Genomic DNA, 19,016 nt, shown 5'->3' on the forward strand with positions numbered 1-19,016 from the left:
ATATATATCTTGCGCTTCTATGTGCTGATTTATAACACACGCACATTATAGGAACATGGGGAAAAAGGGAGACATCAGTGAACTGAAGCGAGCACTAAGAACGACCACGGTTCCAGCGGGAGGTATCTTAATCCGCCCGTAATGGGGAGGTACACCCGGGGGATTTTAACTTCCTGGGCGTTGGGTGAATAGTTTATGGCTACAAGAACGTGCTCGTTTCCATAGGTTCTCTCATATACGAGGAGCCGCCCTTTGAACTTTATCGGCCTGAAAAGCCCGAGCTGCAGGGCTTTACTGGTTCTCCTCAACTGTATCAGTGCTTTTGTCACCCCGAGTATTTCGGTGTTCCACGCTTCCTTCTCCCATCTCATTGGAGTCCTTGGACTTTCCATCCCAAAAGCGCCCATTCCCCTCAGTCCTATTTCGTCACCGTAGAAAAGTGCTGGAATCCCCTTGTAGGTCATCAGGAAAGCGAGAGCGCAGAGGTATTTCTGCTCGTCACCGACGAGGTCGAGGAACCTCTCAACATCGTGGTTGTCGAGGAAGTTGTACATGGAATATTCCGCTGGCCCATAATAGGCACTCAGAAGCTCGAGCCAGTTGAGGAACTCTTCGGCGTTCATCTCTCCACGCACGAAGAACCTTAGAATGGCCTCGTACAGGGGATAGTTCATCGTCCCGTGGAACTTGTCGAAAAGCCAGGGCCTTGCGTCGTCCATCACTTCTCCAATCAGATACGCGTCCTCCGGCATTCTCTCCCTGACCTCGCGCCACAGCTCTGGCGGGACGCCGTGGGCGACATCCAGCCGCCAGCCGTCGGCACCCTTCTCGAGCCAGTGTTTCATTACCCTGACTATGAACTCCCTAACCTGTGGGTTGTCATGGTTCAGGCGGGGCATGAGCCACACCGAGAAGAAGTTCTCATAGTTCTGACGGAGCTTCTTCAGCCTCTGGTACTTCCGCTCCGGTGGTTCGTTCGAGTTGAGAACCCGAAGGAAGTCCTCCGACACCACCGGGAACTTCAGGATTCTGTAGAAGTCCCGGTATCTGCTCTCTCCTCCATTCTTCACGACGTCCTGGAAATAGGGGTGGAAAAAGCTCGTGTGGTGGAAGACGCCGTCTAGAATCAGTTTTATGTCCCTCCTTTTCAGCTCCCCGGCGAGCTCTCTGAAGGCCTCGTTACCTCCGAACTTTCCAGCGACCTTGAAGTAATCAACTATGTCGTAGCCATGGTAGGTCATGGACTCGAAGATTGGGGTCAGATAGAGAGCATTCACACCGAGCTCCTCAAGGTGGCCGAGCCTCTTCGCGATTCCGACTAAATCGCCACCGTGGTGCCCCAGACCGGTTTCGATTCTCCTTCCCAAGGGCTTTTTGATTATACCTCTCTCGAACCTGTCGGGCATTATCTGGTAGAAGACCCGGTCGAATACCCATTTCGGAACTTGGAGCTCTCTCGGTTCTGCGGTGAAGTTACCGTATTCGATTGTTCCCTCTCCCGTATCTATCTCGAAGTGGTAGCTCAGCTCCCCAGTTCTTGGAAGAACGGCCTCGAAGTAGTCGAAGAACTCGTCGCTTGCCTTCTTTCTCATCTCTATACGCTCATCGGCGATGAGGTACGTGGAGATTGCTTTCCCCTTCACAGCCCTCAGCAGGACGTGAGTTCTGTTGGCAAAGGAGTAGAGATAGGTTAGCGCTGGCTCGTGGTAGAAGTCGTCCCCAGCCGAGATCTTGGCAACACTCACATCTCTCTCGAATTTGTATGACAGCCGTCTGTAGGTTATCTTCTCTGGATTCTCTGGGTCTGGAGCGTATTTTCCGTCAATTGAGAAGCCGTAGTACCAGATCCCCTCCGGCAGCTCGACCCTTATCCGCCACCTTCCTGCCTCTCTTCTCATCCGAAAGCTGCCTTCATTGAAGGCGTTGAAGCTCCCGACGAGGTAGGCGTAGCTTCCCCTGGACGGGACTGAAAATTCAACCTTTGCGACCCGGCCAAAGTACTCGTTTGACTCGAATCCGAAAATTTTATACACCTTCCCCACCCAGGTATCACTAGTGATGATTAAACTGATGCTAGTGAACTTAAAAAGTTGGAGGTCTGGAAATGAAGGAAGAGAAAATCGTCGAAAAGCTCCAGAAACTTGGCTTGACTAAGTACGAGAGCCTAGCCTACATAACCCTCCTTAAGCTTGGTCCCAGCAAGGCCACGGACATAACGAAGGAGAGTGGGATCCCCCACACGAGGGTCTATGACGTTCTGAGCTCCCTTCACAGAAAGGGGTTCGTTGACGTGATGCACGGTGCCCCAAGGCTCTACAAGCCCGTCAATCCAGAGGTCGTCCTCGAGAAGATAAAGGAGGAGTTCATCGAGGACATAGAGAACTTGAAGGCAGCCTTCCTCGAGCTCTACCGCCAGGTGCACGGGGAGGAACTGCCTGAGATATGGACGATTCAGGGCTTTGAGAACACCGTCGAGAGGGCAGAGTACGTCATCAGGACGGCCAAACACGAAGTTTTAATAAACACCCCATTCGAGTTCCTTCGCCTTTTGAGGGACGAGATAAAGCGCCGGAAGGACATAATCTTCGTTATAATCAGCAACTTCGAGGAGATTCCAGAGTGGCTCAGCGGCGACAACGTTATTCTGGCAAAGACAGGAGGTGCCCCGTGGCTCATGGCGAGCTGGATAATCGGCGACATTGACTATGCACTCTTCTTCGGTGCTCTGCCGAGGGACAAGAGGCGCGAGAAGTTCTACTCCTTCTGGGCTAAGAGTCCAAAGATCATCCAGAACTACATGCACTGGTTCTACACCATATACCTCGACAACAGTGAGATCATCAAGCCCCTCAACTACGATAAGCTTCCCAAGCCACTATCGTTTGTTAACATTAGAACTCTCATAACTGTCTTGAAGTTTACAGAGCTTCCAAGGAGGGCTGAAGTCATCGGCAGGCTCGTCGAGACGAAGAAACCAATAACCCTCGATGGGGAGATAGTTGGGTACGAGTACACGCCGCTTATGGCCAACGTTACGGTTAAGGCCAACGGTAAGGAATGGAAGATCGGCGGAATAGGGAGTTACTTCGAAGATGTTGAGGGTGAGAAGTTCATACTTTTGGAGTGATTTTTCGACCTCCTCTTATTTTTAAAAGGAGATGACCGCAATGCAGATTCTGATATTGGGATTTGAGTACCTGCCCGTGAAGGTTGGGGGCTTGGCCGAGGCCGTAACCAGCATAGCCGAGGGCCTCTCGAATCTCGGCCACGAAGTGGTGGTCTTTACCCCGAGCCACGGGAAAGAAATGGGTGAACCTTTCACCTCCTTCAGGGTTTCGGCCTTCGGGGAGAGAGTGGATGTGACTGTGAGGAAGAGGGAGCAAAACGGTGTCATAGTGTATTCTCTCGGTGGGGGTGTTCTTGACAGTCCTGACATCTACGGTCCCGGCTGGGACGGCCTGCTGAGGAAGGCCGTTCTCTTCGGCAAGGCCAGTGTTGGACTCATGAACAAACTGATAGGTGAGTTCAAGCCTGATGTCCTCCACGCTCACGACTGGCACACGGTCTTCGCGCTCGGTCTTCTCAGAAAATACTTTGGTTTGAGGAGCGTTTTCACCATCCACAGGCTCAACAAGGCCAAGGTTCCAGCGCGCTACTTCCACGAGGCCAACCTCGATGAGCTCGTCCCCTATCCGGACATAGACCCCGAGCATACGGCCGCTTACATAGCCGACGCAGTAACGACCGTCAGCAGGAGCTACCTCCTGGAGGAATGGGACTTCTTTGGGCTCTTCGAGGGCAAAGTTACGCACGTCTTCAATGGTATAGACTGCTCCTTCTGGAACGAGGATCTGATAGAGACGAGAGACCTCCCTCGGGAGGAGCGCAGGAGGAGGATTCTTGAGAACCTCGGATTGCGCGATGGAAAGGTCTTTATGTTTATAGGGCGTTTTGACCGGGCACAGAAAGGTGTGGACACTCTGCTGCGTGCGATAGAGCTCCTTTCCACTGACCCATCTTTCAGTGATATGCGGTTCCTCATCATCGGCAAGGGGGATCCGGAGCTGGAGGCATGGACAAGGGCCATGGAAAACCGTTTCCCAGAGAACGTGAGGGCAATTACTAAACTTCTCAGCAGAGAGGTCGTTAGGGAGCTCTACGGCTCCGTGGACTTCGTGGTAATCCCGTCATACTTCGAGCCTTTCGGCTTGGTTCAGCTCGAGGCGATGTGCCTTGGTGCCGTTCCGATAGCTTCCGCCGTAGGAGGGTTAAAGGACACGATAATAGACCTCAGCAGCGATCCGGAGCATGCCACGGGGATGCTCGTCCCCCCAAGGGACGCCTTTGCCCTGGCAAGTGCGATGATATGGGCCAAAGAGCTCGACGACGAGACCTTGGAGAGGCTCAGAGAGAACGGGAAAAAGCGAGCCAGGGAGGACTTCAGCTGGGAAAAGGCCTGCGAGCGATATGTGAGGGTTTATGGGGGGAGGGTTGATAAGGCTGTTTCCTTCCTTCGCTGATTTTATTTCCATCCGAATTCACTCAGGAACTTTCTCTTCAGCCTCTTTATCGTCCCAGAAACGCCAAGCGTCCTGAAAATCGCCTTAGAGCCGTTTATGTGAGTGACGAGCGTCAGGGCGAAGCGAAGCTCCTCCACGTGCTTTCTATCAACGCGCACTATACCAGTCTGGCTCTTCTCGTCGAACTTTATGAACCAGGGCTTGGCCCGAGCGGAGCCGAGCGTCCCGAGGGTCGAGAGGCTCGCCTCCCAGATGGCCCTCTTTATCTCGTCCTTTGTGAAGGTTCTCTCACCGATGACCTGAAAGGCAATATAGCGGTGCTTGTCCCTCAGTGTCGGCGGCAGTGTCTTGGGTCTTTCCCTCATTTCAACACCTTCTCAGATTTGGTGACCAACCTTTTTAAGGCCTGCTCCTCTGGTTGTGTTAGCGAGAGCTGGAGGGATTTGGATGTGGGAGACCCCTTACTTTTCATACGCCGTGAGAGAACTGCCGAAGGGCTGTCAGATGTGCGTTAGAGGAGAGAAGCTCGTCCTCTTCACCACGGGCGCATGTCCGAGGGACTGCTTCTACTGCCCGCTGAGCCCTTGGAGGAGGGAGGATGTCGTTTACGCCAATGAGAGACCAGTTAAGAGGATAGATGACATTATTGAGGAGGCCAAAATTCAGGAGGCGAGGGGAGCAGGAGTCACCGGCGGCGACCCGCTGGCGAGACTGGAGAGAACAGCTGAATATATTCGAGCCTTAAAGGAGCAGTTCAGGGAAAAGTTCCACATCCACCTCTACACGACCGGAGCTCTCACAACGAAAAAGGCTCTCGAAAAGCTCTACGACGCCGGTTTAGATGAAATTCGCTTCCATCCGGACCTCTTCAACCCGAACTCAAGGCTCTTCAGGGTGGAGATTGAGAACATAAAGAACGCATTCGACTTCGACTGGGACGTTGGAGGAGAGGTTCCCGCCGTTCCTGGTCAAGGCGAGAGGATTAAGTGGTTCGCGGAGTTTTTGGACGGACTTGGAGCGAGGTTCCTCAACATCAATGAGCTGGAGTTCAGCGAGACCAATTTAAGGAACCTCCTGGATAGGGGGTACCGGCCCATCAGCGACGAGAGTTCGGCGATTAAGGGAAGCTTAGAGCTTGGCCTCGAAATCCTCCGCTGGGGGGAGGAGAACACCTCACTGAGCTACCACCTCTGCACCGCCAAGCTCAAGGACGCGGTTCAGCTCAAGAACAGGCTGAAAAGGATGGCGAGAAACGTCGCTAAGCCTTACATGGAGATAACCGAGGACGGAACGCTCCGCTTTGGCATAGCAGAGTACGAGGACTTAGACGAGCTCTACGCTCTTCTCGTGGAGGAGGCTGAGGTTCCCGAGGAGTGGCTTTACGTAAACCGCGAGAAGGGCAGGATAGAGATGCCTGAGGAAGTAGCTCTGGAGCTTGCCGAGGCGATAGAAGGCGACGTCAGGTTCTTCATCGTCGAGGAATACCCGACCTGGGACAGGATAGAGGTCGAAAGGATGCCGCTACCGTGAGTTTTACTTTTTCAGGTTGCTGGTTCTGGGGGCGTAAGTAACTTACGGGGGCGTAAGTTACGAGGGTTTCGAGAGTTGTTTACCTCACTCTCTCAGAGAACTTCCTCTGGAAGAGTTTTCGGAACAAGCCCAAGCACTTCTGGATGAGATGGCTGGGGATTTTCTCAGGGGCATTTCTGAGGAAAGACAGAGAAACGCCAGGTTAAAGATAATCGTGGGAATTGCTGGTTTGACTGTCTCTATACTCGCCACAGTTCTTCTGGGTAAGATGCTTTAAAGGAAAAGGGAGAGAAGTCAAACCCTCTCAATCCCTATCTTCGCCTGAACCTCGGGCCATTCAACAACGAAGCCCCTAGCCTCCTCGAACTTTACTTCGACAGCTCTCGTCTCCTTCATTATGTAGTCGAGGTTCTCCTGAAGAAGCTCGCGGTTCTCGTCGGTGGTCTCTATGGTGACGATTATCCTGTCGTTGACGTCCAAATCGAGGCGCTTCCTCATCTCCTGTATCCTCCTCACGAACTCCCTCGCGAGGCCCTCAGCTAACAGCTCCCTCGTGAGGGTCTTGTCCACGAAGACCCTTCCGCCGTCGAAGTCTTCGCTGACGAAGAAGTCTGGCAGCTTCTCCTCTATGCTGAGGTGCTCCCTTGTGAGGTGGAAGGTCTTTCCTTCGATCTCGACGTCCATCTCGCCGGCCTCGTAGAGTTCCCTGCCGTGCTCGGCTATCCACTGGGAGACGAGCCTAGCGTCGCCCTTGAACTCCGGCCCGACCTTCGCGAAGTTCGGCTTTATGATGAGCTCGCGCTCGACCTTTTCTACAACGACCTCCTTGGCGTTGAGCTGGTCGCGGAGTATTCTGTTAAGCCTATCGACTGCCTTGGCGACGGTTTCATCCTCCGTCTCTATGATTATCCTCCTAACCGGGTAGCGGAGCTTTATCTTTGCCTTCTGTCTGGCACTTGAGCCGGCCTCGACTATCTTTCTTACGGCTTCCATCTCCTTCTCGAGCTCTTCATCAATGGCATTCTCGTCGGCTTTGGGCCAGTCAAGCATGTGGACGCTCTCAACGCCAAGGAACGGCTTGAGGAGGTTCTGGTATATCTCTTCAGCTATGTATGGCGTGAAGGGTGCCATAAGCCTCAGGAGGACGTTGAAGACCTTCCAGACGGTGTAGTAGGCAGCTAACTTGTCCGGGTCGTCGCCTTCAACCCACATGCGCTTCCTGATCAGCCTGATGTACCACCTGCTCAGGTCCTCGACGACAAAGTGGTATATCGCCCTCGTCGCCCTGCTGAGGTAGAAGCTCTCTATGCCGTTCTCGACCGCTCCGATTAGGCTGTTGACCCTGCTTAGTATCCACCTGTCCTCCTCGCGGAAGGGCAGCTCTTCGGGGTTGACTCTCGTCGGGTCGAAGTTATCCAGGCTCATGTAGGTGGCGCTCAAAACGTAGACGTTCCAGAGTATGTTGAGCATCCTCTTGACCTGAGCCAGGCCCTTCCAGCTGAACTTGAGGTTCTCCCAGGGGTTGGTGGCCCAGAGCATGTAGAACCTGAATGGGTCCCTTCCCTCCTTCTGGACGACCTCTTCTGGCCTTATGATGTTGCCGAGACTCTTGCTCATCTTGTCGCCCTTTTCATCGAGGACGTAGCCGTGCATGGCGACCTTCCTGTAGGGGACTGTGTCGAAGGCTATAACACTGGCCGCCTGCTGGGAGTAGAACCACTTGGTTACCTGGTCTTCACCCTCAACTATAAAGTCCGCCGGCCAGAGCTCCTTGAAGAGCTCCTCGTTCCTCGGGTAGTCGAGGGAAGCCCAGCTGGCTATTCCGCTGTCAAACCAGACGTCAACGACGTCCTTAACGCGGCGCATCTCCTTGCCGTTGACCTTTATGATGAATGCATCCACGTAGGGCCTGTGGAGGTCCTCCGGGCCGAGCTTCTCTTCGATGACCTTGAGCTTCTCTTCGTAGCTCTCCGGCAGCTCTATTCTCTCGCCGTTCACCTCTATGGCCACTGAGAGCTTGACAAGCTCCTCAAAGCTCCCAACGACGTGTATCTCCCCGTCCTCGCTCTGCCATATCGGCAGGGGTATTCCCCAGTAGCGCTGTCTGCTTATGACCCAATCTCCGGAGTTCATGACGCCGTTGTCGTACCTGACCTTCACCCAGTCGGGGTACCAGGTCACCTTCTCGTCGTTCTCCTTAATTATCTGATCCTTGACCTTGCTGACCTTGAGGAACCACTGGTCGGTGGCGCGGAATATAAGCGGCGTCTTACAGCGCCAGCAGTGCGGGTACTTGTGCTCTATCGTTCCGGCCTTGACGAGGTAGCCCTTCTCCTTGAGGTGCTCTATGATCTCAGGGTTGGCGTCTTTGACGTAGACTCCCTTCCACTTGCCCTCCACGTATCTGCCCTGGTCATCAACTGGTGAATACGCTGGAAGGCCGTACTTCCTTCCGACTTCGAAGTCTTCCTCACCGTGGCCTGGAGCGGTGTGGACAAGGCCAGTACCGTCCTCCAGGGTAACATGTTCTCCGAGGATCACGCGGTGGGCCCACTCGTACCTCTCGTTGAATTCTTTCTGAGTTGGGTACTCCTCCATGAGTATGTGCATGTAGCGGAGTCCCTCGAGGTCTTCACCCTTGAACTCCTCCACTACCTCGCCCTTGACGCCGACCTCGTTGAGAACCCTCTCAGCCAAGGCCTTGGCCACTATCCAGTACTCCTCGCCGTTCTCGGTCTCGACCCTGACCTTGACGTAGTCGTATTCTGGATGAACGGTGACGGCGAGGTTTGCCGGCAGGGTCCACGGCGTGGTTGTCCAGATGAGGAGGAACTCTTTTTCCTTCCCCTCAATCGGGAACTTGACGTATATGCTCGGGTCCTTCCTTATCTTGTACTCACCGCGAACCTCGTGCTCAGCCAGGGCCGTCTCACAGCGCGGGCACCAGTGCAGAACCCTCTTGTCCTTCTCGAGGAGGCCCTTCTCCCAGGCGCGCTTGAGCGTGAACCAGCCCGATTCTATGTACTCGTTCTTTATGGTCATGTAGGGGTTGTCCCAGTCCATCCATATGCCGAGCATCTTGAACTGCTCGGTCATGACCCTGAGGTTGTTGAGGGCGAACTCCTTACACTTCCTTATGAACTCGTCAACGCCTATCTCGGTCTCTATGTCCTTCTTGGTCTTCAGGCCGAGAGCCTGCTCGACCTTGACCTCTATCGGCAGGCCGTGCATGTCGAAGCCTGGCTGCCTGCGAACGTTGTAGCCCTGCATGGTCCTGAACCTTATCACCATGTCCTTGATTATCTTGTTCCAGGCCGTTCCGAGGTGTATGGCACCGCTGACGTAGGGCGGCCCGTCGAGGAAGTAGTACTTCGGTCCATTCGCCCTGCTGGCTTTAACCTTCTCGTAGACCTCGTTCTCCTTCCAAAAGCGCTCTATCTTCTCTTCCAGCTGAGCTGGAGAGTACTCCCTAAACTCTGGCTCCTTGATCATTTCAAAACCTCCCGATGGTCGTTGACAGGAAAGCTAAGACTAACTAACTCAGAATAGCGAGGGGCCTTACTCGAAACGAGCCAAGCGAAGGATAAAACACTCCCCCCTCATTGGCATCGGGGCAAAATTGGGAACTTTCCTTATAAGGTTTTTGGATGGGAGGCGCTGCGCGTCTCTCATTCCCCAAACGTTCCCTCCCGATTTTGGCTTGCTGGAGACTAGTGGAGAGAAGTGTGCCCTCCCCGACCGACCCCAGGTCACGTCTCCCAGGGGCGTGAGGGGGGAGGGCGCGGTGATGATTATCTCTCTAGAGAATTTAAACCTCACGGAGAACTGGGTGACGTGAAGAGCTCGGTGGGAATTAGGGGTCTCCCAGAGGCTTGTTTACTTGGCTTGTGGTCAAAAAGACAGGATTAGAAAATCGAAAGGGGCTTACTCCGTCTTCATCTGCCTCTCTTCCTCCGGCTCACCCTTTCTTCTGCTCTCATTCTTGATGACCTGGATGACGTAGTCTATGAACTTCCTGACCTCTTCGAGGTCTTCCTCGGGGATGTCCTGGATTTTCTTGTTCTTCGTCTTGTACGTGAGGAGCTTGAGGAGTGCGAGCCTGCCCAGTGCAGTCCTGGTGCTTATCTCACCCTCTTTCCAGTCTCGCCAGATGGCGTTGGCTATGCCGTAGAACTCGGGGATGCTGTCGAGGCCGGGATCTCCGACGTCGATGACTTCCTTTCCGAGGTACTTGTAGCGCTTCTCCTTCTCTTCCTTCGAGAACTCTCTGGCCTTTTCCTTAATGTACGCGTGGACCATCTTCATCACCTCCAGAAGAGTGTACTCTGAAAAATTTATTAACTTTTTGTTGGTAAATATCTCTCAGCTCTCTTTTCTGACCTCGTTCCATATGCCGGCCATGATCAGCGCCGCGCCGAGGTAGCCTTTGAGGCTGAGCACCTCCCGTATCGTGAGGAAAGCCGATATGTGGCCGAAAATGGGCTCTGCGGAGTAGATGAGGGCCGCCCTGTGGGCCTTGGTGTGGCGCTGGTGCTTGACCTGGAGGGTGAAGGCAATAACCGTGGCGAACACCGACGTGTAGAGAACCCCAAGCCACGGTATCGGGTCCTTTGGAACCATCAAAGGCTCGAAGGTGAGCGCGAAGGCCGAGGAGAAAACGAAGTTCCAGAATATCTGCCAGAAGGCCAGGCTCAGGTAATCTCGCTCCCCGAACTTTTGGACGAGGACTATCTGGAAGGCAAAGCTCAGCGCGCTGAGGACGGTCAGCAAATCGCCGTAGTTGAAGTTTAGGCTCGCCCCGGATATGAGGTAAAGGCCTGTCAGCGCCACGATCAGGGAAAGAACGTCCCTCCCCTTAAACCTGTCTCCAAGCAGGAAGTAGGCTATAAACGGCGTGAAGACGACGTAGAGCGACGTTATGAATGCCGAGTTCGATGCCGTCGTGTACTTCAGGCCGACTATCTGGAAGCCGTGGCCGAAGAAGAGGGTTAGACCGAGGATGAAGCCTTCCTTCAGGGTCTCCTTCCTGAGAACCCGCGAGCGGAAGAGAAGGAGCATCAGGAGGAATGCTATGCCGAAGCGGTAAGCTAGGAACAGGATTGGGGGCAAATAGCCGAGACTTACCTTCATGGCTGGAAAAGTGAAGCCCCAGATTGCCGTGATGCCCAGGAGGATGAGCTCAGAGCGGTTCATCGCAGGTTTCTCATGTTCTACATTTATAAGCGCTTCTGTTTGTATAAACGCCAATCTGAGCGTTTTCACAAGAGTTATATATTTTGGGTTCCACTCTTGATATTAGGTGTTCCAGATGAATGACGCTGTGTCCGATGAGAGGATGTGGATACTGATAACTCCCGACAAGTGCAGCGGATGCAGGCTCTGCGAAGTGGCCTGCTCACTTGAACACGAGGGTGTAATATGGCCAGAGGCATCGCGCATAAGGATTTTTGAGGAATTCCCAGGCGTTAACGTCCCACATACCTGCGTCCAGTGTCCTGACTATCCGTGCGTAAACTCATGCAACTTCGGAGCCCTGAGCGTTGATGAGAAAACCGGGGCCGTTCTCGTGGACGAGGATAAGTGCACCGAATGCGGCGCATGTGTCTTGGCATGTCCGGGCCGTGTTCCACGGATTCCTGCCGGCAAGGAAAGCGTTGTTATCTGCGATCTCTGTGGGGGCAGCCCTAAGTGCGTGGAAGTCTGCCACGAGGCCGGCCACGACGCCCTAAAGCTCGTCAGGGGCAACTACCGTTCAATATACAGGACGTTCGTGAAGGACCCGCTTGAAAAAACCGGCGATTTGGCGAGGAAGCTCTACGGGGAGGAACTGATGAGGTGATACCATGTACGGCTACGCTGGGAAGCTCCTAGACGTTGATTTGAGCAGGGAGAGCGTGAAGGTAGTTGAGCTCGACGAGGAGATGAGGAAGTTCTACGGAGGCAGGGGGCTGGGGGTTTACATCCTGTGGAAGGAGCTCGGTAAGGACTGGGAAAATATCGACCCCCTTGGCGAGGAAAACCTCCTGCTCATCCTCACGGGCCCGCTAACGGGCTACTACCCGGGCATGAAGACGGCCGTTGTTTCAAAATCGCCCGAGAGCAACGGCGTCGTGGGGAGCGTCCTGAGCAGCGAGGTTGGGCTGGAGCTGAAAGCGGCCGGCTACGATGGGATAATCATCAGGGGAAGGGCAAAGAGCCCGGTATATCTCTTCGTGAATGATGATACCGTTGAAATCCGTGATGCTTCCAAGTACTGGGGTATGGGTGGAGTGGAGCTTCATAAAACTCTCCTCAAGGAGGTGCATGAGGAGATAAGGAAGAAGGAGAAGCTCAAGGGAATCCCAAAGGAGCCCGCCATGATGTACATTGGGAAGGGTGGAGAGAACAAAGTCCGCTTCGCCGCGATAATGACGAAGCTTATGCACGCCGCTGGCTACGGCGGCTTCGGGGCGGTGATGGGCAGCAAGAACCTGAAGGCAGTAGTTGTTAAGGGGAGCAAGGCCCTTCCAGAGGTTTATGACAAGAATAAAGTCAAGGCCATGCTGAGGGAATTCTGGAGTGAGCTGTTTCAGATGACCACATTCAGGGAGTGGGGCACCGGGTCTGGCGGCTACAGCGTAGGAAAGGACCGCTCGAGCCAGCCCATAAGGAACTGGCAGGAGGAGTACCATGACGACGAGAGGATAAGCGTGGTGAACTTCGAACTCAAGGCCTGGGTGAAGAAGTACTGGGCCGACTATGGCTGTCCCGTTAACTGCATGAAGATTTCCTACCTCCGCTACGGGCCGTATAAGGGAGCCATCACAGACGCCCCGGACTACGAGCTGATGGCCTACATGGGGACCAACCTCGGCATCTTCGAGCCCGAAAAGATAGTCTACCTCTCATACCTCGTGGACGAGCTGGGCTTAGATGGCATAAACGCTGGCAACGTCCTCGGCTTTGCTGCCGAGCTCTACCAGAGGGGCATCCTCACGGAGGAGGACATCGGCTTCAGGCTTGAGTGGGGCGACGAGAAGGCCTTTGCAAAGCTCTTAGAGCTCATAGTCGAGAGGAAGGGTATCGGTGAAATCCTCGCGGAGGGAACCTACAGGGCGGCCATTAAAATAGGTGAGATGAAGAACGCCGATGCCCTCAGGTATGCGGTTCACGTCAAGGGGATAGGCGTCGGTGCCCACGGAGTTAGGAGCGATCTCGACTACACAAAGGATATAAGCTACGCAGTCTCCGTTCAGGGAGGCGACCACACCGCGACGGCTGGCCTTCCGGCGAGGAGCTATGAGGGTGAGCTCGTGAATGCCTTCTACGACTCTGCAGTGGTCTGTATGTTCGTAACTCGGCCAGGCTTCGAGAGAATCCTCGAGTTCGGGAACGCGGTTACCGGCTTTGAGCTCACTCCCGAAAAGTGGTTCAACGAGACCGGCCTGAGGATAATCCACCTCCAGAGGATTCTGCTCCTTCTTGGCGGCCCCGACACCTACTGGGACCCGAGGAGGGACGACGACAATCCACAGCGCTTCTACGAGCCATTGCCGAGCGGTCCTGTTAAAGGCAAGGCCCCAAGCAGGGAGGAGGTACGCTCCAAAGTCATGCAGTATTACGAGGAAGTCGGCTACGACGAGAACGGCATTCCAAAGGAGGAAGTCCTCGAGGAGCTCGGCCTCGGCGAGGCGAAGCGCGAGGTTAAGCGCATAAAGGAGCGCCTTGGCCTCTAACCTTTATTTTGGGGGTGGTTCCTATGAAGATTAGGCTGGTCATCTATGGAGAGCTGGCACTTCGCTTCTCACCGAAGATGGAGCTTGAGGTCGAGGAAGGAACAACCGTGGGTGAGGTACTCAGAAGACTTGGGATAAGCGCCGCCGAGCACCACATCCTCGTGAACGAGAGAAAAGTTGATGAAAGCCGCACACTGAAGGATGGCGATGTCGTTAAGCTTCTTCCTGTGATCTATGGAGGCTGATCATTCCCCCGGCCCGTTTACGCACCCCATGTTCATCGCCAGAAGCATCTCGACGAAGCCAGACTCAAGATTCTCAACTATCCTGCCCCTCAGGCTCTTGAACTCCTCTAAAGTCAGCGGTCTCTTATTCTTCAGCCACTTTATCTTTCCGTCGTTCCTGTCGAGGACGACTATCTCTCCATCAGCAATGAGCGGGACGTAGTTGATCTTAATTCCATACATCTCCTCGGCGAAGGCCATCTTGGCCCTGAGGAGCTCGAGGTAGTTGGCCAAATCCTCTCCCAAAAGCCTCCTGAACTCCCTCTCCATTCTCCCACCGAAATTATTTCGGGGGTCAGACTTATTAGCCTATCGGTCAAATTTGTGTAAGAATGAACTCCCGAAAGGGCAATAAACTTGAAGGTTATATCACTCTCGGTGAGACCATGCCCATGAAGTTTGGCCATCACTTCCACGCCTACCAGCCGGGTGATATAGTTTATGTCAAGGACGGTGATGGGAGTAAGCCAATAGAGTACGAAGAGCGCAAGAGTCCGGTCGCCATAAAAATCCGCGGGGAAGAAGTTAAGGGCGAAAACTGGACGAGGGCAATGCTCTATTCCTACGAACACATAGCCGATACACTCTGGCGGATGAAGGGAATAAGCATAGATATTGAGCCGTTCACCTTTCTAATGCTCCTCCGCTACCACAGGAAGGCCTTCGAGGAGACGGTTTCCCTCTTGGAGAAGTTTGACGCTGTTCCGACCACACCCTTCCATCCAATTGTCCCGCACCTCGACGAGTTCGAACAGAGGATTTTGGCGAGGGTCTCCTTTGACTTCTATGCACCCCTCATTGAGAAGAGAACGATCATCGGCTACTGGCTTCCCGAGGCGGTCATAACAAGGAGGAGCACCGAGATAGTCGAGTCCTCAACCGACAGGAGGCTTGTCTTCCTTCTCGACGAGAGGCAGCTCCTCTACGACTTCCCCCATGCGAAATACTCCTGCAACCGCTATTCTAACTCATTCGTCTTCGGTCGCGAGTGGGAGCTGAGCGATGCCTTCGCATTCAACACCCTCGACGTTCCCGGACTCATCAGTAAAACCCTCGAAAGGAGAGACGGCTACAAGGAGAACGCCGGAGTTCCCTATCTGGTTTTCACGGCAAGCGACTTGGAGAGCCTGCTCGGCAACCCAGAGCAGCTCGGCCGCTTCACGGCCTGGATGAAGGGCCTTGAGGAGAATGGAATAGAGAGGGTCTCGGCTCAGGAGTTCGTCATGAAAAAGCTCTCCGGCGAGTTCAAGCGCCTCGAGGGGGAATGCGAGTTCGAGATGGGAGTTAAGGACTACTCGGCTTGGAGCGACTACTTCGATTTAAGCCCCGATGGAAAGACGAGCGACTCTAGGTGGCTCGGCTATCTGAGGGGAGATGGGAAGGTCTTCGCGAGGAAAGTCAATGGGAGGAAGATAAGCCAGCTCTGGAAGGTCGCCTTCACTAAGCTCTTCGAGGAGCTAAACAGGGCCGTTAGATGGGGAGTGCTTGAGGGGTTGAGGGAGCTTGGAGTAAAAAACCCTGAGGAGTTCCTCGTGAGATATGCGAGGATTTTCTTCAAGGATTACTATGACTACTTCGGCATTGAAACTTCAATAAGCTACGTCCTCGAGCCCGCTAACGGCGAGAAGCAGGCTCTGAAGCTCGGAAGGATTTACTATCTTATGCTCCTGGCGAACCACTCATGTCCACGCTTCTGGGAGAACCTCGACACGCGCGTGGCCTTCGGCAACGTCTCCGTTATTGCCAAGGCCCTCATCGAGCTGATGAACTATTTTGAGGACGAGAGGGGGAGCGTTTTCGTTGAAGCATACCTCAAGCTCCTGAACTTCGGTAAACTCTATCACCTTTGGAACCTCGGCTCATTACCGGCTCTCGAAGGCTGGGAAACGAGCGAGAAAGCGTGGAATAGCGCGCTGAAGCCAGAGGTACCCAGCAGCGGCTACAACGTGGTGACGAGAGCCGCCCTCTACGTCGGGAAGAGGGACATGAAGGGCGAGCTCAGGAGGATAATAGACCCCTACAACCTCGAGTGGGCCGTTGCCGACACTGGCCACATTCCGGGCGAGAGGCACGGCCACTGGGAGAACCAGGGGTGGTGCGAACATAGAGACTGAATATTCGGACTTCAAATATTGTGGAGAACGAGAAGAGGTTGGCAAAAGAAAACTGCTCCCTTCACAAGGTGATGCTGAGTGAAGGAGTCCAAATCCTCTGGCGGGAACTCTCTCATACTGGAGCTGATATTTGGAACTCTGGATGGGAAGGAGTATTTGAAGTTGAAACGAATACTGGAAGAAATTGAAAAGCTGTTCAATGAACGGGAACTTCCGCCCTAGCCCTTTAAATCCCATTTTTTCCTGCTCAGGAAGAGGTATGCTTCCCTCTCGAGCTCCCCTGGAACATAATCCACCAGAATACCAGCGGAGTGGATGAACTCTCTTACCTGCTTGCCCAGGGCAACTTGATTTTTCCCCAGAAGTTCCACGATGACGTCAACCACGTTCTCCTTGACTCTCTTCTCGGCGTAGAGCCTCTTTCCGATCAGCCAGACCTTTTCGTTCTTCCGATAGAAGTCGCGGCCACTCTCGGTGAAGAACTCGGGGCCGGGCTTTATCATTACCCTCTCGCGCTCGGCCCTGTCCAGCTCAAGCATTATGAATGCCTTATCCCCTACATAGCCGTAGTCCCAGCCGAGAACCCTAAAGTTCTCCCGAGTTAGGGCCTTCTCAAATCCTTTAGCGCTCCTCTCCAGCTGGGGAAGGAGGATGTCATCAACGAGTTCGGGTTTGGGGAACAGGAGCGTCACCAAATGAGTGCCCTTCCTCCGAAGTTCGCCGAGGTAATCCCCGCTCGGTTTCTCCCTTGGGAAGAAGAACTCCACACTTGGTTCATCAAGGAAGGTCTGGGCTTTGAAGTAGAAGATTCCGTAGCGCTCCCAGCCAAGATTTGCAGCAACGTTCCTCCTGGGATCAACGGGGTCTATGACCACGAGCGGTTTGTCCTCCTCTCCCTCCTTCCTCACAGTTTTCATAGCCATCTCCCGCTCGCGCTTGAGCCAATTTCCTGGGTCGATTATCTTCTGCCTCAGTATGAAGTCGGCCTTCTCCAGAACGTCCAGGAAAGAGCCGTACTTGATGACCAGAATCTCGGCGAGGTAGCCCGAGAAGCCCCTCACGTAAATCTCGCTGCCGTAGGCTTTTATGCCCTTAAGGAAACGTTTTAAGAGCCTAACATCGTCGTTCCTTCCGCTGAGGTTCTCTATAACCCACTCCGTGTGGAGTATTGACCTGTCCACGGCCGTTCTGACGTCCTTCCAGCTCTTCACGTTGTAGCACGGCACGAGATCAATCTTGACGCCCCTATAGACCGCCCTTACGTATGGATGCTCGGCGTAGGCGACCTCATATCCACCGAGCCTCGTCCCTATCTCTTTCCCGAGCTCCAGCCCCCTGGAGCGGAGCTCCTCGAGGGGGGTATCGGGGGGAAAAGCTAGGAAGAGGTCAACGTCGTGGTCACCAGCGAGATAGGTGTCCTTGGCGAGCGAGCCGACGAAGTGTGGCCTAACGTCGAGGCCGAGCTTTTCAATGGCTTCGAGGGCGATGGCCTTGATCTCGTCCATCAAGCTCTCTACAAAGGCCCTCTCTTCCTCGCTCGGCTTGATTCTGGCTAGGACTTCTGAGATCACATCTTCAACCTGCATGGGCTCTTCTCAGCGCCGATGCTTAAAGGGATTTCGCATTTGGAATCTTCCAGATTTGATGACGTGGAATCGAGGGGTTTATACATTGGTTGATTCCGTGACATTACGGGAAGATTATGGAGGTTCTCGATACGTACTTTTCTGCAGCCACAAGGAAGTCGACTTCGTAACGCCCCCATTTGGCATTGAGGTTAAATGGCAGGGAAAGGTTAAACCGAGCGGCTTTTCCTCGCGTTGCCATCAAAAACAAGCTCCTGCGCTCAAAAAAAAGGATTTGGATTTCGTGGGAAGAGGAACCTTGTGATAATCCTGGTCCTATTCCTCCAGCTTTAATCCCCCACCAGCTCAAACCTCGCAACGGTCTCATAAATCGGGCCTTTCGGTGTCAGCGTGCTCTTCTTGAGCTCTATGGCCTCGACCTCAAACTCTCCGAAGTCCTCATTGGCGAGGTCTTTGAGCGCCATCGCCAGCTCCAGCTTGTCCCTCACGAACTTCACCCTTCCGATTGTGATATGGGCGACGAAGTCCTTATCCTTCTTGAAGCCCAGCCTCCTCATGGCCTTCTCTACGTCCTGGGCTATCGCCTTTATGCCCTCGTCGTTCTCTATTCCCGCCCAGATGACGCGGACGTAGTTCGGGTTGGGGAAGAGGCCGATGCCCTTTACCCTAACGCGGTGCTTCTTGTGCTTCTTCGCTATTTCTGCCAAAGCCCTCTTCACTTCTTCGGCGGTTGCCTCGTCAATCTCACCGAGGAACTTGAGCGTGACGTGGAAGTTCTCCCTCTCGACGAACTTTATCTTTGCCGCTTTATTTCCAATCCTTTCCTGAGCCTTCAGGAGGTTGTCCCTGACCTCGTCGCTAACTTCGATGGCTATGAACGCCCTCATATCACCACCCAAGAAAAATTGGGGGGAGGGGTTAAAGGGGTTTCGAGTCGTTCTTTCCTAATGCTTTCCGAGGAATCTTTCAACGAGGATCACTACAACCAGCTCGATAATGAGGCCCAAGAGTATAAAGTACTCTTTCTTGATGCTGATGAGGAATGCCAAAGCAAGCCACAGGAGAGTGAAGGCTCCGATCGTTATCAGTACACCCTTCGGAATGCTCCCATCGAGGTATCTCCCAAGCACGATCATGAAAATTAGTCCACCAATTTGAATCCACATCCATTGGCGGTTGATCTGTCGTGGGAAGTCCATGAATGCCAGTGCAAAAAGGAAGAGGAAGTAAATGAATGGAAGCACGAAAGTCCAGCGCTTCATGCTTT

Annotated in this window: 17 protein-coding genes; 8 read left to right on the top strand and 9 right to left on the bottom strand. The window is 53.8% G+C overall.

Annotation, left to right across the window (positions count from 1 at the left end):
• Positions 1-74: 74 nt before the first annotated feature.
• On the bottom strand, positions 75-2,033 hold the full coding sequence (locus E3E23_RS09170) for an alpha amylase N-terminal ig-like domain-containing protein (protein WP_167908191.1): 1,959 nt from the start codon (positions 2,031-2,033) through the stop codon (positions 75-77).
• 71 nt (positions 2,034-2,104) lie between these two features.
• On the opposite strand from E3E23_RS09170, the gene trmBL1 reads away from it, so the two are divergent.
• Complete coding sequence (gene trmBL1, locus E3E23_RS09175) at positions 2,105-3,127, top strand: HTH-type sugar sensing transcriptional regulator TrmBL1 (RefSeq protein ID WP_167908194.1); 1,023 nt, start codon at positions 2,105-2,107, stop codon at positions 3,125-3,127.
• A 40-nt stretch (positions 3,128-3,167) separates the two neighbouring features.
• A complete protein-coding gene (locus E3E23_RS09180; RefSeq protein WP_167908196.1) occupies positions 3,168-4,520 on the top strand; it encodes a glycogen/starch synthase in 1,353 nt (450 codons plus the stop codon).
• A 2-nt stretch (positions 4,521-4,522) separates the two neighbouring features.
• Here the strand turns inward: E3E23_RS09180 and E3E23_RS09185 are convergent, their stop codons facing one another.
• Positions 4,523-4,885 (bottom strand): ribonuclease P protein component 2, encoded by a 363-nt coding sequence (locus E3E23_RS09185; protein WP_167899898.1) that lies wholly within the window; start codon positions 4,883-4,885, stop codon positions 4,523-4,525.
• Between the two features lie 82 nt (positions 4,886-4,967).
• Between E3E23_RS09185 and E3E23_RS09190 the strand changes: the two genes are divergently transcribed.
• A complete protein-coding gene (locus E3E23_RS09190; RefSeq protein ID WP_167908198.1) occupies positions 4,968-6,050 on the top strand; it encodes a radical SAM protein in 1,083 nt (360 codons plus the stop codon).
• 294 nt (positions 6,051-6,344) lie between these two features.
• Here E3E23_RS09190 and ileS read toward each other — a convergent pair whose 3' ends face one another.
• The 3 genes from ileS to E3E23_RS09205 all read right to left on the bottom strand — a co-directional run bounded on the left by ileS (position 6,345) and on the right by E3E23_RS09205 (position 11,243).
• On the bottom strand, positions 6,345-9,542 hold the full coding sequence (gene ileS / locus E3E23_RS09195; protein WP_167908200.1) for an isoleucine--tRNA ligase: 3,198 nt from the start codon (positions 9,540-9,542) through the stop codon (positions 6,345-6,347).
• Positions 9,543-9,974: 432 nt separating this feature from the next.
• Positions 9,975-10,349 carry a hypothetical protein gene (locus E3E23_RS09200; RefSeq protein ID WP_167908277.1) on the bottom strand — a complete coding sequence of 125 codons (375 nt, stop codon included), beginning with the start codon at positions 10,347-10,349 and terminating at the stop codon, positions 9,975-9,977.
• Between the two features lie 63 nt (positions 10,350-10,412).
• Positions 10,413-11,243: a DMT family transporter gene (locus E3E23_RS09205; protein WP_167908202.1), complete on the bottom strand. Its 831-nt coding sequence runs from the start codon at positions 11,241-11,243 to the stop codon at positions 10,413-10,415.
• A 115-nt stretch (positions 11,244-11,358) separates the two neighbouring features.
• Here E3E23_RS09205 and E3E23_RS09210 point away from each other — a divergent pair, with 115 nt between their 5' ends.
• Genes E3E23_RS09210 through E3E23_RS09220 form a run of 3 tightly spaced genes read left to right on the top strand, consistent with a single transcriptional unit; the run spans position 11,359 to position 14,010 of the window.
• A complete protein-coding gene (locus E3E23_RS09210; RefSeq protein ID WP_167908204.1) occupies positions 11,359-11,889 on the top strand; it encodes a 4Fe-4S dicluster domain-containing protein in 531 nt (176 codons plus the stop codon).
• Between the two features lie 4 nt (positions 11,890-11,893).
• Positions 11,894-13,765 carry an aldehyde ferredoxin oxidoreductase family protein gene (locus E3E23_RS09215; protein WP_167908206.1) on the top strand — a complete coding sequence of 624 codons (1,872 nt, stop codon included), beginning with the start codon at positions 11,894-11,896 and terminating at the stop codon, positions 13,763-13,765.
• A 23-nt stretch (positions 13,766-13,788) separates the two neighbouring features.
• A complete protein-coding gene (locus E3E23_RS09220; RefSeq protein WP_167908208.1) occupies positions 13,789-14,010 on the top strand; it encodes a MoaD/ThiS family protein in 222 nt (73 codons plus the stop codon).
• On the opposite strand, the gene E3E23_RS09225 is transcribed toward E3E23_RS09220, so the two are convergent.
• Positions 14,011-14,319, bottom strand: a complete 309-nt coding sequence (locus E3E23_RS09225) for a hypothetical protein (protein WP_167908210.1) — start codon at positions 14,317-14,319, stop codon at positions 14,011-14,013.
• 116 nt (positions 14,320-14,435) lie between these two features.
• On the opposite strand from E3E23_RS09225, the gene E3E23_RS09230 reads away from it, so the two are divergent.
• Both E3E23_RS09230 and E3E23_RS09235 read left to right on the top strand, forming a co-directional pair.
• Positions 14,436-16,163: a glycoside hydrolase gene (locus E3E23_RS09230; RefSeq protein ID WP_167908212.1), complete on the top strand. Its 1,728-nt coding sequence runs from the start codon at positions 14,436-14,438 to the stop codon at positions 16,161-16,163.
• Positions 16,164-16,241: 78 nt separating this feature from the next.
• Positions 16,242-16,385 carry a hypothetical protein gene (locus E3E23_RS09235; RefSeq protein WP_167908214.1) on the top strand — a complete coding sequence of 48 codons (144 nt, stop codon included), beginning with the start codon at positions 16,242-16,244 and terminating at the stop codon, positions 16,383-16,385.
• On the opposite strand, the gene cca is transcribed toward E3E23_RS09235, so the two are convergent.
• The 3 genes from cca to E3E23_RS09250 form a co-directional block, all read right to left on the bottom strand.
• The gene (gene cca / locus E3E23_RS09240) at positions 16,382-17,749 is read right to left on the bottom strand and encodes a CCA tRNA nucleotidyltransferase (protein WP_167908216.1); all 1,368 of its coding nucleotides are present in this window, start codon (positions 17,747-17,749) and stop codon (positions 16,382-16,384) included. The genes E3E23_RS09235 and cca overlap by 4 nt on opposite strands.
• Before the next feature lie 329 nt (positions 17,750-18,078).
• Positions 18,079-18,636 (bottom strand): RNA 2',3'-cyclic phosphodiesterase, encoded by a 558-nt coding sequence (gene thpR / locus E3E23_RS09245; RefSeq protein ID WP_167908218.1) that lies wholly within the window; start codon positions 18,634-18,636, stop codon positions 18,079-18,081.
• Positions 18,637-18,693: 57 nt separating this feature from the next.
• Positions 18,694-19,011, bottom strand: a complete 318-nt coding sequence (locus tag E3E23_RS09250; RefSeq protein WP_167908220.1) for a hypothetical protein — start codon at positions 19,009-19,011, stop codon at positions 18,694-18,696.
• Positions 19,012-19,016 lie beyond the last annotated feature (5 nt).

Origin of the sequence: Thermococcus sp. CX2, assembly GCF_012027555.1 — an archaeon.
In the GTDB taxonomy this organism is placed as follows: Archaea; Methanobacteriota_B; Thermococci; order Thermococcales; family Thermococcaceae; genus Thermococcus.